At 71.8% G+C, this 14,062-nt stretch carries 11 protein-coding genes and 1 pseudogene; all 12 read left to right on the forward strand.

The features are described 5' to 3' along the window. Positions 1 to 8: 8 nt before the first annotated feature. The 12 genes and pseudogenes from ACFWW8_RS30290 to ACFWW8_RS30345 all read left to right on the forward strand — a co-directional run bounded on the left by ACFWW8_RS30290 (position 9) and on the right by ACFWW8_RS30345 (position 13,886). On the forward strand, positions 9 to 1,385 hold the full coding sequence (locus tag ACFWW8_RS30290) for a DUF6716 putative glycosyltransferase (protein ID WP_386533723.1): 1,377 nt from the start codon (positions 9 to 11) through the stop codon (positions 1,383 to 1,385). A gap of 26 nt (positions 1,386 to 1,411) precedes the next feature. Further along, positions 1,412 to 1,783 (forward strand): annotated as a pseudogene (locus tag ACFWW8_RS30295) (cytidylyltransferase domain-containing protein); the annotation flags it as partial. 456 nt (positions 1,784 to 2,239) lie between these two features. Next, positions 2,240 to 3,154, forward strand: coding sequence for an N-acetylneuraminate synthase family protein (locus ACFWW8_RS30300; RefSeq protein ID WP_386533777.1), 915 nt, complete (start codon positions 2,240 to 2,242; stop codon positions 3,152 to 3,154). Between the two features lie 91 nt (positions 3,155 to 3,245). Continuing rightward, entirely contained in the window at positions 3,246 to 4,439 is a 1,194-nt protein-coding gene (locus tag ACFWW8_RS30305; protein ID WP_386533779.1) for a hypothetical protein, read from the forward strand. Positions 4,440 to 4,576: 137 nt separating this feature from the next. Beyond that, positions 4,577 to 5,821, forward strand: a complete 1,245-nt coding sequence (locus ACFWW8_RS30310; RefSeq protein WP_386533782.1) for an amidohydrolase — start codon at positions 4,577 to 4,579, stop codon at positions 5,819 to 5,821. A gap of 229 nt (positions 5,822 to 6,050) precedes the next feature. Then, positions 6,051 to 7,121: a BMP family protein gene (locus ACFWW8_RS30315; RefSeq protein ID WP_386533726.1), complete on the forward strand. Its 1,071-nt coding sequence runs from the start codon at positions 6,051 to 6,053 to the stop codon at positions 7,119 to 7,121. Positions 7,122 to 7,343: 222 nt separating this feature from the next. After that, positions 7,344 to 9,047 (forward strand): ABC transporter ATP-binding protein, encoded by a 1,704-nt coding sequence (locus tag ACFWW8_RS30320; RefSeq protein ID WP_386533785.1) that lies wholly within the window; start codon positions 7,344 to 7,346, stop codon positions 9,045 to 9,047. After that, positions 9,044 to 10,159: an ABC transporter permease gene (locus ACFWW8_RS30325; protein WP_386533728.1), complete on the forward strand. Its 1,116-nt coding sequence runs from the start codon at positions 9,044 to 9,046 to the stop codon at positions 10,157 to 10,159. The genes ACFWW8_RS30320 and ACFWW8_RS30325 overlap by 4 nt, the downstream gene beginning before the upstream one ends. Beyond that, positions 10,156 to 11,418 (forward strand): ABC transporter permease, encoded by a 1,263-nt coding sequence (locus ACFWW8_RS30330; RefSeq protein ID WP_386533731.1) that lies wholly within the window; start codon positions 10,156 to 10,158, stop codon positions 11,416 to 11,418. The genes ACFWW8_RS30325 and ACFWW8_RS30330 overlap by 4 nt, the downstream gene beginning before the upstream one ends. Further along, the gene (locus ACFWW8_RS30335; protein WP_386533734.1) at positions 11,415 to 11,822 is read left to right on the forward strand and encodes a cytidine deaminase; all 408 of its coding nucleotides are present in this window, start codon (positions 11,415 to 11,417) and stop codon (positions 11,820 to 11,822) included. The genes ACFWW8_RS30330 and ACFWW8_RS30335 overlap by 4 nt, the downstream gene beginning before the upstream one ends. 101 nt (positions 11,823 to 11,923) lie before the next feature. Continuing rightward, a complete protein-coding gene (locus ACFWW8_RS30340; protein WP_386533736.1) occupies positions 11,924 to 13,201 on the forward strand; it encodes a thymidine phosphorylase in 1,278 nt (425 codons plus the stop codon). 94 nt (positions 13,202 to 13,295) lie between these two features. Further along, positions 13,296 to 13,886 carry a Uma2 family endonuclease gene (locus ACFWW8_RS30345; RefSeq protein WP_386533739.1) on the forward strand — a complete coding sequence of 197 codons (591 nt, stop codon included), beginning with the start codon at positions 13,296 to 13,298 and terminating at the stop codon, positions 13,884 to 13,886. The last annotated feature ends 176 nt before the right edge of the window (positions 13,887 to 14,062 follow it).

Raw genomic sequence — 14,062 nt, forward strand, 5'->3', positions numbered from 1 at the left:
TCTGCCGCGTGCCAGAAAGCAAGCTGCGCGTCGCCGTGCTCGCCGATTCCGATACGCGATGGAAATGGGGCGCTCTCACCGCCCGCCGTCTCGTGCCCGACCACCAGCTCACCGGATACCTGCTGCGCGGCCGGGCCACGCCCACCGACCGCCAGCTCGGCGAGGTGGGGGTCGGCGCCGACCGGCTGACCGAGGTGTCCTGCGCCGAGTTCCTCGACGGACTCGGGCGCGAGCGCTACGACGTGGTCGTCCTCGCTCTCGTCGGCGGCGCCGTCCAGGCCGTCCTGCACGGGACCCGCGCCCTGTGGCCCGCCCCGGCCGAGCGGCCCGTACTCGTCACGGGCTACGTGGGCGTCGTCTACGAGAAGCTCGCCGACGGGCTGCTGCTGCGGCACGGGGCCGACCTCGTCCTCGCCAACTCCCGCCACGACGCCGAGCGGTTCCGCGCCGTGTACGAGGGGGTCGGCGCGGACGCCGGCGCCGTGACCGAGACGGCCCTGCCGTTCCTGGGCGGCGCGCGGTACGTCCCGCCGGCCGGGTCCGGCGGCGCCGCCGGACCCGCGCACCGGGTGGTCTTCGCCGTGCAGCCCTCCGTCCCCGAGAGCCGCGCGGACCGCGCGTACCTGCTGGAGCGGGCGGCGCGGCACGCGCGGCTGCACCCCGGCCGGGAGGTGCTGATCAAGCTCCGCAGCCGCCCCGGGGAGCACACCACGCACCTGGAGGAGCACCCCTACCAGCGGCTCGCGCAGCGGCTGCCGGGCGGACTCCCGCCCAACTGTCGCCTCGTGTACGGGAACATGGGCGAGGTACTGGACACCGCCGACCTGCTGGTCACCGTCTCGTCCACGGCCGCCCTGGAGTCCCTGCACCGCTCCGTGCCGACCGCGGTCCTCACCGACCTCGGCATCCGCGAGGCCCTCGGGAACCACCACTTCCTCGGCTCGGGCTGCCTGGCCTCCTGGGACGAGCTGGACGCCGGGCTGCTCCCGCGGGGCGATCAGGACTGGCTGCGCGCCCAGGGGGTCCGCCCTGCGGCCGGGGACGCCACCGCGGGCGCGCCCTCCGACGACGCCGACCACGCTCCCCTGGACGACGCCTACGCGGCCGCCCGGGAGCGGGTCGCCGCGCTGGCCGCCGAGGAGCTGCTGCCCTCCCCGGACCCGTACTACACGCTCACCACCGCCCCCGGTTACCTGCCCGGCATCCTGGCCCGCCACCGCCTGGCCCCCGACGGCACCCCGCTGCCCGGCGCCGTGCGCCGGGCAGCGGGGGAGTCCCGGCTGCGCCGCCGCCTGCGCGCCCACCTGCGCGGAGCCGCCCGCGGGGCGTACCGCCACGGAGTCCAGCGCGTGGCCCCGCTGATCCGCCGCCTGGGGGAGCTGTGACCGCGCCGCGGACCGGGGCGCCGCGGGTGCTGGCCGTCGTACCCGCCCGGGGCGGCTCCAAGGGGGTGCCCGGGAAGAACCTCGCCGAGGTGGCCGGGGTGCCGCTCGTCGCCCGTGCCGTACGGGCCTGCCTGGCCGCGCCGACCGTCACCGACGTGGTGGTGTCCACCGACTCCGCCGCGATCGCCGCGGCCGCCCGCGACGCCGGCGCCGAGCCGGTCACCCGCCCCCGGGCGATCTCCGGCGACACGGCGAGCAGCGAGGCCGCGGTCCTGCACGCGCTGGCCGCCTTCGAGGAGCTGCACGGAGCCACCGTGGACGTGGTCCTCCTGGTCCAGTGCACGAGCCCCTTCCTCACCGCCTCCGACGTCGAGTCCGTCGCCGCCGCCGTCGCCTCCGGGGAGGCCGACTCGGCCCTGACCGCGGCCCCCTTCCACGGTTTCCTCTGGCGGGAACGCCCCGACGGGTCCGCGGCCGGGGTCAACCACGACGAGGCGTACCGCCCCAGGCGCCAGGACCGCCCGCGGGACCTGCTGGAGACCGGCGCCGCCTACGCCATGGACGCCGCGGGCTTCCGCGCCGCCGGCCACCGGTTCTTCGGCCGGGTCCTGCCCGTCGCCACCGACCCGGCACGGGTGCTGGAGATCGACGACCCGCACGACCTGGCCCGGGCCCGGCTCCTCGCCCCGCTCCTCGACCCCCTGACCCCGCACCCCGGGCTCGCGGCCCCCGCACCGGCACCCCCCGAGCCCACCTCGCACCCCGAGCTCCCCGCACACCCCGCGAACACCCCGCACCCCGAGCTCCCCGCACCCCCCGCACACCCCGTACCCACGCGAAGGACGTCGCCCGCCATGACCGCCACCCCCCACGTCGCCGCCCGCCTGCGCACCTTCGGATCGCGCACCGCCGGACCCGGCCACCCCGTCTACGTCGTCGGAGAGATCGGCATCAACCACAACGGCGACCTCGGCACCGCCTTCGCCCTGATCGACGCGGCCGCCGAAGCCGGCTGCGACGCCGTGAAGTTCCAGAAGCGCACCCCGGAGATCTGCACCCCGCGCGACCAGTGGGACATCGAGCGCGACACCCCCTGGGGCCGCATGACGTACATCGACTACCGCCACCGCGTCGAGTTCGGCGAGGACGAGTACCGCGCCATCGACACCCACTGCGCCCAGCGCGGCATCGACTGGTTCGCCTCCCCGTGGGACACCGAGGCCGTCGCCTTCCTGGAGAAGTTCGACGTCCCCGCCCACAAGGTGGCCTCCGCCTCGCTCACCGACGACGAGCTGCTGCGCGCCCTGCGCGCCACCGGCCGCACCGTCGTCCTCTCCACGGGCATGTCCACCCCGAAGCAGATCCGGCACGCGGTGGAGGTGCTCGGCAGCGACAACATCCTGCTCTGCCACGCGACCTCGACCTACCCGGCCAAGGCCGAGGAGCTCAACCTGCGGGTGATCAACACCCTCCGGGAGGAGTACCCCAACGTCCCCATCGGCTACTCCGGCCACGAGACGGGCCTGCAGACCACCCTCGCCGCCGTCGCCCTCGGCGCCGCGTTCGTCGAGCGGCACATCACCCTCGACCGCGCGATGTGGGGCTCCGACCAGGCGGCCTCCGTCGAGCCGGGCGGCCTGACCCGCCTCGTCCGCGACATCCGCACCATCGAGACCGCCCTCGGCGACGGGGTCAAGCGGGTCTACGCCTCCGAGCTCGGCCCCATGAAGAAGCTCCGCCGGGTGCAGGGCACGCCGGTGGCCGTCTGACCGTCCCGGCCGTCCGACCCCGGGTCCGGCGCGTACGAGTGCCGCCCCCAGACGAAGTGCCGCCCCAGACGAGGAGTACGTGGTGTCCGTGGTGCCCCCTTCCGCCTCCGCCCTGGCGTTCGTCGAGAGCCCGGTCCAACTCCTGAACGTCCTGGAGTGGGCGTACGCCCGGCCCGCCGACCCCGCGGGTCCCGACGCCGCCGCCCCGGGCCCGGCGGTCCCCGCCCCGCTGCTCGGCGGCATCCCGCGCCAGGGCCGCGAGGCCGGCGCGCCCGCCCCGCCGCCCACCGCCGCGGACGCGCCCGCCGCCGGGCCGCTGCGGATCGTCGTCCTGCCCCCCACCGACCCGATGTCCCGCGGCCAGCTGCGCCGGATGGCCGCCCTGGCACGTGACGAGGGTCACGACGTCCGGTGGCAGGAGGCGCGCGGTGGCGGGCTCGCGCCACTGAAGGCGCTCGCGGCGCTCGTCGGCGACGTCCGGGCCGCCCGCACCGTCGTCGTGGGCGACCCGTTCTCCCGGTACGTGCAGCTGCTGCTCACCCTGGTGCGCGCCGACCGGCTCGTTGTGGTCGACGACGGAACGGCCACCATGGAGTTCGTCGCCCAGACCGCCCGCGGCGAGCGCCTGGTGCGCTGGCACCGGGTCGGCGCCGGGGGGCTGCCCGGCCGGGTCCGGGAGCTGGCGTACGCGCCGGTCTCGGCCACCGCCCGGCGCCGGTTTACGCCCTCCGGGACGCGCGCCGTGGAGCTGTTCAGCTCGATGCCGGTCACCGTCCACGGCAGCACCACCCTGCGGGTCAACGACTTCGCCTGGACCCGCGCCCGCTTCGGCCCGCCCCGTCTGACCAGGGGAACCGACCTGGTCGGGACCTCGCTCGTGGAGACCGGCGTGGTGGACCCGGCCCGCTACCTCGACGCGGTGCGCGCGCTGACCGCGGAGCACGGGGCGACCCGCTACTTCGCACACCGCCGGGAGTCCCCCGAGAAGCTGCGCGCGCTGAGCGCGGCGACCGGGCTGGAGATCGTACGGCCGGACCTGCCGCTGGAGCTGATCGCCCGGCGCGGCCCGGTGGGGCACACGGTGGTCAGCTTCCCCTCCACGGTCGTCCACACGCTGCCGTACGCCCTGGGAGGGACCGGTGTCACCGTCGCCGTATGCGATGTGGACCCCGCCTGGCTCACCGGATCCGCGTCGCCGCGCGCCCGCGGTTTCCTCGCGGGGGTCACGGAAAGCGCCCGTGATGTGCGCAGACTCCCTGCCCAGACGGCCGGGGCGGCCGGATGAGCGCGCGAGTTTACCCCCGGACGCATCCGGCCATGCGTCCAGAGGCCGGGTTTCTTTACCCTAACGGCATGAACTTTTTGTGATCTCCAGCCAGTTGGCCGGTCGATGCGCCTACCCTTCAACGGGTGAACCAGTTGATGTCCCGCGAATCCCAGACCGCCCAGCCCGCCGCGTCCGACCGGCCCGAGCTGCCCGGCAAGCTTCCGGACCACCTGCGTGCCGAACTGATCGCCTTCCGCCGGGACTTGCACATGCATCCCGAGCTCGGGCACCAGGAGTTCCGTACCACGGCAGCGATCAAGGCCCGGCTGGAACGAGCCGGCCTGCGACCACGGGTGCTGAAGTCGGGCACCGGTCTGGTCTGTGACGTGGGCTCCTGGGACGGCGTACGGCCCATGCTGGCGCTCCGCGCGGACATCGACGCCCTGCCCATCCCGGACGCCAAGACGCACGCCGCGTACCGCTCGACGGTCCCGGACCGGGCCCACGCCTGCGGTCACGACGTGCACACCACCGTCGTCCTCGGCGCGGGCCTGGTCCTCGCCGACCTCGACCGGCAGGGCCTGCTGCCCCGTCCGGTGCGGCTGCTCTTCCAGCCGGCCGAGGAGGTGCTCCCCGGCGGAGCCACCGACGCCATCGAGGCCGGGGTCCTGGACGGGGTCGGCAAGATCATCGCCGTGCACTGCGATCCCCGGGTCGACTCGGGCCGCATCGGGCTGCGGTCCGGCGCCATCACCTCGGCCTGCGACCGGCTGGAGGTCAGCCTCTCCGGCCCCGGCGGGCACACCGCCCGGCCGCACCTGACCACCGACCTGGTGACGGCGGCCGCCCGGGTGGCGATCGACCTGCCCGCGGTGCTCTCCCGCCGGATGGACGCCCGCTCGGGCATGGCGGTCACCTGGGGCCGGATCGAGGCGGGCCACGCCTGCAACGTCATCCCGATGCACGCCGAGCTGTCCGGGACCGTGCGCTGCCTGGACCTGGCCGCCTGGCACGAGGCGCCCGACATGATCCACGCGGCGATCGACGAGATCGCCACGATGCACGGGGCCAAGTTCGAGATCAACCAGGTGCGCGGGGTCCCGCCGGTCGTCAACGACCCGGTGGTCACCGAACTGCTCCGCGAGGCCATGGGTGCGCGCCGCGGCGCCGATTCCGTCGAGGACACCGAGCAGAGCCTGGGCGGGGAGGACTTCTCCTGGTACCTGGAGCACGTCCCGGGCGCCATGGCCCGGCTGGGCGTCCGCACCCCGGGCGACACCGCCAAGAGGGACCTGCACCGGGGCGACTTCGACGTCGACGAGTCCGCGATCGGGGTCGGCGTGGAGTTCTTCACGGCCGCAGCCCTGCTGGACGGCCGGCGGTCCACTTCCCCCCAGTAGGGCCCGGGCAAACTTCCGTACAACATTCACCGTTCTTCCCGCGGGGCTGTCCAACCCTTGGTACACAAGGGTTGGACGGGTGTGCAGTCACCAACCGGTCACTGTCCGGTTCGCGACGATCCGATAACGACTCATGAACGGGCCTTTAACTGACATCTACGCGCGTTACGATCGCCGCGAAACCAGCGCCGGTCGTGGCGCTTCGGTCAGGTTTTGAAGGAGCCTTCCCTTGCGCCGGATCACCAGGATCGCCACCGTGGGCCTCGCGTCCGCTGCGCTCGCCCTCTCGGCCACCGCCTGTGGTGGAAAGAACTCGTCGGACGCCTCGTCCTCGTCCTCCGCCTCGGGCGACGCGAAGGCTGCCAGCGCCGCCATCGCGTACGACATCGGTGGCCGCGGCGACCAGTCGTTCAACGACGCCGCCTACGCGGGCCTCCAGAAGGCCGAGACGGACCTCAAGATCAAGGGCGCCGAGGCCGAGCCCACCGACGGTGAGGGCGAGGCCGACAAGGTCCAGCGCCTCACCGAGCTTGCCCGCAAGGGCAACAACCCGGTCATCGGCGTCGGCTTCGCCTACGCCCCGGCCATCAAGAAGGTCGCTCCTAAGTTCCCGGAGACCACGTTCGGCATCATCGACGACACCTCGGTGACCGGCCCGAACATCGCCAACCTCGTCTTCAACGAGGAGCAGGGCTCCTACCTGGCCGGCGTCGCCGCCGCCAAGGTGTCCAAGACCGGCACGGTCGGCTTCATCGGTGGCGTCGAGGTGCCGCTGATCAAGAAGTTCGAGGCCGGCTTCACCCAGGGCGTCAAGGACACCAACCCGAACGCCAAGGTGCTGTCCGCCTACCTGACGCAGCCGCCGAACTTCGACGGTTTCTCCAAGCCCGACCTCGGCAAGGCGGCCGCGCAGGGCCAGCTGAGCGCGGGCGGCGCCGACGTGGTGTACGCCGCGGCCGGCCTGGCCGGTTCCGGTGCCATCGAGGCGGCCCACGCGGCCGGCAAGTGGGCGATCGGTGTCGACTCCGACCAGTACAACCAGGCGGGTCTGTCCAAGTACAAGGACAAGATCCTGACCTCGGTCACCAAGGACGTCTCGGACTCCGTCTACAACCTGATCAAGTCGGTCAAGGACGGCAAGCCGGAGAACGGTGAGATCCGCTACGGCCTGGACAAGGACGGCGTCGGCCTCGCCGACTCCAACCCCGAGTACAAGAAGATGGCCGACGTCATCGCCGCGGTGGAGAAGGCCAAGGCCGACATCATCGCCAAGAAGATCACTGTCAAGACCGCGCCGTAAGGCCGAGTCCGACATGTAGTCGTGGTCTCCGGGGTCCGGGGAGCGGTCAGTGCCGCTCCCGGACCCCGAGCCGCGTCTCGTGAACCGTCACCCCGTGACTGGTTGTGGCCACTTGGCCGCAAGTTTTCACTTTCGACAGTGCTACGCGCGTAGAGGCATCGTGGACGCGGTACCGTCCTGCTCCCGCCCACCCGCCCGGCCGAGTCCCGCCCTGTCTCCCCCCTGCCTCCGCTCCTTCCGCGCCAAGGAGAGTGCGTCATCAACGCGTCCAGCCCGCCCCCCGCCGTGGAACTGCACGGCATCACCAAGCGCTTCCCCGGCGTCGTAGCCAACAAGGACATCGCGATCACCGTCCGCAAGGGCACGGTCCACGCCCTCGTCGGTGAGAACGGCGCCGGCAAGTCGACTCTGATGAAGATCCTCTACGGCATGCAGAAGCCGGACGAGGGCACCATCGCCATCGACGGGGAGCAGGTCTCCTTCACCAGCCCCGGCGACGCCATCGCCCGCGGCATCGGCATGGTGCACCAGCACTTCATGCTGGCCGACAACCTCACCGTCCTGGAGAACGTGGTTCTCGGCGGCGAGAAGCTGTACGGCATCGGTGCCAAGGCCCGCAAGAAGATCAGGGAGATCTCGGACGCGTACGGCCTCGGCGTGCGCCCCGACGCCCTGGTCGAGGACCTCGGGGTCGCCGACCGCCAGCGCGTGGAGATCCTCAAGGTCCTCTACCGCGGCGCCAAGATCCTCATCCTGGACGAGCCGACCGCGGTGCTCGTGCCGCAGGAGGTGGACGCCCTCTTCGACAACCTGCGCGAGCTCAAGTCCGAGGGCCTGACCGTCATCTTCATCTCGCACAAGCTGGGCGAGGTCCTGAAGGTCGCCGACGACATCACCGTCATCCGCCGCGGCACCACGGTCGGCACCGCCGACCCGCGCAACACCACGCCCAAGCAGCTCGCCGAGCTGATGGTCGGCGCGGAGCTGCCTTCGCCGGAGACCCGCGAGTCGACCGTGACGGACGTCCCGATGCTGCAGGTGACGGGACTCACCGTCGCCGAGGGCGGCCTCGGGCCCGTCGCCACCGAGGACACCGCGCGGACGCCGGAGTCCTCGGACACCTTCGTGCGCGAGCCGGCGTCGGGCGGCCGCCTGCTGCTCGACGACGTCAACTTCACGATCCACAAGGGCGAGATCCTCGGCATCGCGGGCGTCGAGGGCAACGGTCAGACCGAACTGATCGAAGCCCTGATGGGCATGAGCTCCGCCGACGCGGGCGTGATCACGCTGGACGGCAGGGACATCACCAAGGCGCCGGTGCGCGAGCGCCGCGAGGGCGGCATCGGGTACATCCCCGAGGACCGCCACCGCCACGGCCTGCTGCTGGAATCCCCGCTGTGGGAGAACCGCATCCTGGGCCACGTCACCGAGGCGCCCAACTCCAGGCGCGGCATCCTCGACCTGAAGGCGGCCCGCAAGGACACCGAGCGGATCGTGCGCGAGTACGACGTCCGCACGCCCGGCATCGAGGTCACCGCGGCCTCGCTCTCCGGCGGCAACCAGCAGAAGCTGATCGTCGGCCGCGAGATGAGCCACAACCCCAAGTTCCTCATCGCCGCCCACCCCACCCGCGGTGTGGACGTCGGCGCGCAGGCGCAGATCTGGGACGCGATCCGCGAGGCCCGCCGCGAAGGCCTGGCCGTGCTCCTGATCTCCGCCGACCTGGACGAGCTGATCGGCCTGTCCGACACCCTGCGCGTGATCTACCGCGGCCGCCTTGTCGCGGACGCCGACCCCGCGACCGTCACCCCGGAAGAGCTCGGCACCGCCATGACGGGCGCCGCCTCCGGGCACCTGGAAGCCACCGACAACCACTCCGCCGGTACCGACGCTGGTGCCGATTCACCGGAGGACGAGGCCCGATGAAGAAATTCGACAAGGACCGGCTGCTCCTCGCCTTCGCCGGGCCCGCGCTCGCACTGGTCACCGCGTTCGTGCTGACCATGATCGTGCTGGCGGCGACGGGTGTGGACCCGATCGACCCGCTGCAGATCATGGTGGAGAACGCGGGTTACGAGGACGTCCAGGTCCTCATCGTGAACCAGGCCGGTACGTACTACCTGGCAGCCCTGGCCGTGGCCATCGGCTTCCGGATGAACCTCTTCAACATCGGCGTCGACGGTCAGTACCGCCTCGCGGCGATGGTGTCCGCGGTGGTCGGCACGGCCGTCACCCTGCCGGGCCCGCTGCACATCCTGCTGATCGTGCTCGTCGCGATGATGGTGGGCGCCTTCTGGTCCGGCATCGCCGGCGTCCTGAAGGCCAAGCGGGGCGTCAGCGAGGTCGTCTCCACGATCATGCTGAACGCGATCGCCACCAGCCTGATCGCCTACCTGATCCTCCCGAAGAACCTCGGCGTCCAGCCCGAGGGCTCCAACGACCTGAACACCGGCGAGATCGCCCAGTCGGGCTGGTTCCCGGCGGTCGACCTCGGTGACGGCCTGGAGATCTACGGCTTCACCTTCGTGGCCTTCGCCCTCGGCATCGTCTACTGGTTCGTCCTCAACCGGACCCGCTTCGGCTTCGACCTGCGCGCCACCGGCGCCAGCGAGTCCGCGGCCCAGGCCTCCGGTGTGGACGCCAAGAAGATGATCATCACCTCGATGCTCATCTCCGGCGCCGTCGCCGGCCTCGCGGGCATGCCCGTGCTGCTGGGCGAGAGCCACACGTACAGCCTGTCCTTCCCGGTCGGCATCGGCTTCACGGGCATCACCATCGCCCTGCTCGGCCGCAACAGCCCGGTCGGCATCTTCTTCGCGGCACTGCTCATGGCCTTCATCGACAAGGCCTCGGCCTCGCTCGACACGGCCGGGTACGCCAAGGAGATCGGCACGATCATGAAGGGTCTGATCGTGATCGCGGTCGTCGTCTCCTATGAGCTCGTAGGCCGCTACGGCATCCGCCGCCAGCAGCAGAAGGTCGGCGAGGAACTCGCCGCCGGCGGCGCCATCAAGACCGACAAGGAGGTCGCGGCGTGAGCACCAGCACCGTCTCCGCGGCGAGCGCGGCCCCGAAGAAGTCGGACGGCCGCCGAAAGCTCACCCTGCCCTGGATCCTGCTGATCATCGCGGGCGGCCTCGCGCTGGTCTCGCTGGTCCGCCTGATCAGCGGGGCCAACGACCTGACCTCCGTCGGCCAGGTCTCCGGCGCGCTCCAGCTCGCCGTACCGATCGGCCTCGCCGGCCTCGGCGGCCTGTGGGCCGAGCGCGCGGGCGTCGTCAACATCGGCCTCGAGGGCATGCTCATCCTCGGCACCTGGTTCGGTGCCTGGGCCGGCTACCAGTGGGGTCCCTGGACCGGCGTCCTCGTCGGCATCCTCGGCGGCGCCCTCGGCGGCCTGCTGCACGCGATCATCACGGTCACGTTCAACGTGAACCACATCGTCTCCGGCGTGGCCATCAACATCCTGGCGCTGGGCTTCACCCAGTACCTGTCGAACTTCACGTTCGCCGAGGCGCCGGGCGGCTCCTCCAAGCAGTCCCCGCGCATCGAGGACATCCCACGGATCAACCTGGGCGGGCTCTCGGACGCGCTGTCGGACCTCCAGGGCAAGCACTGGTTCTTCATCTCGGACCTCGCGGGCGTCATCGGCGGAGTGGTCACCAACCTCTCGCCGCTGACCCTCATCGCCCTGCTGCTGATCCCCGGCACCTGGTGGGTGCTGTGGCGGACCGCCTTCGGCCTGCGCCTGCGCTCCTGCGGCGAGAACCCGATCGCGGCGGAGTCCCTCGGCGTCAACGTCTACAAGTACAAGTACATCGCCGTGATTGTCTCGGGCGGGCTGGCCGGCTTCGGCGGCGCCTTCCTCGCGATCACCACCGGCATCTACCAGGAGGGCCAGACCGGCGGCCGCGGCTACATCGGCCTCGCCGCGATGATCTTCGGCAACTGGATGCCCGGCGGCACGGCGCTCGGCGCGGGCCTCTTCGGCTTCATCGACAGCCTCAAGCTCCGCGGCGGCGCCGAGAACGTCCACGCCATGCTGCTGCTGATCGCGATCCTGCTGGTCCTGGTCTTCGCCTGGCAGCTGTACAAGAAGAAGTACGTCCAGGCCGGCATCTCCGCGCTCTGCGCCGTCCTGCTGTTCGTCTGGTACGCCCTGACCGATTCGGTGCCCAGCCAGTTCGTGGACGCGGCCCCGTACGTCACCACCCTGCTCGTCCTCGCGCTCTCCGCACAGCGGCTGCGGATGCCCAAGGCGGACGGCATGCCGTACCGCAAGGGCCAGGGCAAGTGACGAGCCCGGCCACGGCCGCGGCCGTCGACTGGGAGGCCCTGCGCGTCGCGGCGCGGGAGGCCATGTCCCACGCGTACGCGCCGTACTCGGGCTTCCCGGTCGGGGTCGCCGCCCGCGTCGACGACGGCCGGGTCGTGACCGGCTGCAACGTGGAGAACGCGAGCTACGGACTCGGCCTGTGCGCCGAGTGCGGACTGGTGTCCTCGCTCCAGGCCACCGGCGGCGGCCGGCTCACGCACTTCACCTGCGTGGACGGCAAGGGCGACATCCTCGTCCCCTGCGGCCGCTGCCGACAGCTGCTGTTCGAGTTCGGCGGCCCGGAACTGCTGGTGGAGACCCCCGACGGGATCCTGCCGCTGTCCGCGATGCTGCCCCAGGCCTTCGGGCCCGACCACCTGAGATAGCCGTGCCGACGGCCCTCCGCCCCCTCCCGGGCGGAGGGCCGTCGTCTTCCTCCCTCCCCCTCCGTACCCCCTCTCTCTATGCGCGTAGAAGGAAGTCACCCATGGACGTCATCTCCGTCATCCGGACCAAGCGGGACCGCGGCGAGCTGAGCCCCGAGCAGATCGACTGGGTCATCGACGCGTACACGCGCGGTGTCGTCGCCGACGAGCAGATGTCGGCGCTGGCGATGTCCATCCTGCTGAACGGGATGAACCGCACCGAGATCGCCCGCTGGACCGCCGCGATGATCGCCTCGGGCGAGCGCATGAACTTCGACTCCCTCTCGCGGCCGACCGCCGACAAGCACTCCACCGGCGGCGTCGGCGACAAGATCACCCTCCCGCTGGCCCCGCTCGTCGCCGCCTGCGGCGCGGCCGTGCCGCAGCTCTCCGGCCGCGGCCTCGGCCACACCGGCGGCACGCTCGACAAGCTGGAGTCCATCCCGGGCTGGCGCGCGCTGCTCTCCAACGAGGAGATGCTGCACGTCCTGGACACCACCGGCGCCGTCATCTGCGCGGCGGGCGACGGCCTGGCCCCCGCCGACAAGAAGCTCTACGCCCTGCGCGACGTCACCGGCACCGTCGAGGCCATCCCGCTGATCGCGTCCTCGATCATGTCGAAGAAGATCGCCGAGGGCACCGGCTCCCTCGTCCTCGACGTCAAGGTCGGCTCCGGCGCCTTCATGAAGAACATCGAGGACGCGCGCGAGCTCGCCTCGACCATGGTCGCCCTCGGTACCGACAGCGGCGTCAAGACGATCGCCCTGCTCACGGACATGTCCACGCCGCTCGGCCTCACCGCCGGCAACGCGCTGGAGATCCGCGAGTCCGTCGAGGTCCTGGCCGGCGGCGGCCCCTCCGACGTCGTCGAGCTGACCCTGGCCCTGGCCCGCGAGATGCTGGACGCCGCGGGCATCAAGGGCGCCGACCCGGAAAAGGCCTTGGCCGACGGCTCCGCGATGGACGTGTGGCGCCGGATGATCGCGGCCCAGGGCGGCGACCCGGACGCGGCCCTGCCGGTCGCCCGCGAGCAGCACGTCGTCACCGCCCCGTCCTCGGGCGTCCTGACCCGCCTCGACGCGTACGGCGTCGGCGTCGGCGCCTGGCGCCTCGGCGCGGGCCGCGCGCGCAAGGAGGACCCGGTGCAGGCGGGCGCCGGCATCGAGCTGCACGCCAAGCCGGGCGACACGGTCACGGCCGGCCAGCCGCTGATGACGCTGCACACGGACACCCCGGAGAAGTTCGAGTACGCCCTCTCCGCGCTGGACGGTTCCTACGACGTGGCCCCGGCGGGCACGTCCTTCGCCGCCACGCCGATCGTGCTGGACCGCATCGCCTGACCTGTACTCACTCGTACGGCTGAACGGGACCGGTGGACGCCCACCGGTCCCGTTCGGCACGCTGGGATCGGTGGCGAAGCGATAGGAGCACACCATGGGCGCACTCGCAGTCGAGCACCAGCCTCCGAGCGGTGACGACTGGGATTCGGTCGTCCACCTCCGGGAGGAGTTGGACGCGCCGGAGGGCTGCAAGGTGGAGATCATCCAGGGGATCGTCACCGTGGCACCACCGCCCGTCAACAACCACAACCTGATCGCCGAGCTGGTACAGAGGCGTCTCTACACCGCGATCCCCGATGACTGGGGTGTCTTCCAGACCCTCAATCTGGCTGTGCCGAGCCGCGGCGGTCTCTACATCCCGGACCTCGCGGTCGTGCCGAGGGACGCGGTTCCCAAGGGAGAGAACTTCGCTCCCGCAGCCGTCGCCGAGCTCGTCGTCGAGATCACCTCGAAGTCGAACGCCGTGAACGACCGCGTCGCCAAACTCCAGGGTTACGCCGCGGCAGGCGCCCCGCTCTACCTCCTCATCGACCCGCACTCGTCCGGCATCCCGACCATCCACCTGTACGGCGAGCCCAGCGACGGGACGTACCGGGTCCTGGCGGCCGCCAAGTTCGGCGAGGCCTTCCACCTGCCCGAGCCGTTCGACCTGATCCTCGACTCCTTCGCCTTCCCCCGCCCGTAGGCGGTGCCTCCCCGCCCCGCCGATGAGTTCGGGTGGGGCCGGGGGTCTGCCTCGTGTGGAGACCAGAACCCTGGCGGTGGAGGGACCGGAGCCGGATACGGCCGAGCTGTGCGCGCGCGTGTACGAAATGTGCCGTGACGGGCCCGTCGGGATCGTGCTCGACGCGGGAGCGGTCG

It is taken from the genome of Streptomyces sp. NPDC058701, from assembly GCF_042715295.1.
Lineage (GTDB): Bacteria > Actinomycetota > Actinomycetes > Streptomycetales > Streptomycetaceae > Streptomyces.

Coding starts and splice junctions, on each gene's coding strand:
- ACFWW8_RS30300 (WP_386533777.1), top strand. CDS start 2,240: ATGACCGCCACCCCCCACGTCGCCGCCCGCCTGCGCACCTTCGGATCG.
- ACFWW8_RS30345 (WP_386533739.1), top strand. CDS start 13,296: ATGGGCGCACTCGCAGTCGAGCACCAGCCTCCGAGCGGTGACGACTGG.
- ACFWW8_RS30310 (WP_386533782.1), top strand. CDS start 4,577: ATGTCCCGCGAATCCCAGACCGCCCAGCCCGCCGCGTCCGACCGGCCC.
- ACFWW8_RS30340 (WP_386533736.1), top strand. CDS start 11,924: ATGGACGTCATCTCCGTCATCCGGACCAAGCGGGACCGCGGCGAGCTG.
- ACFWW8_RS30325 (WP_386533728.1), top strand. CDS start 9,044: ATGAAGAAATTCGACAAGGACCGGCTGCTCCTCGCCTTCGCCGGGCCC.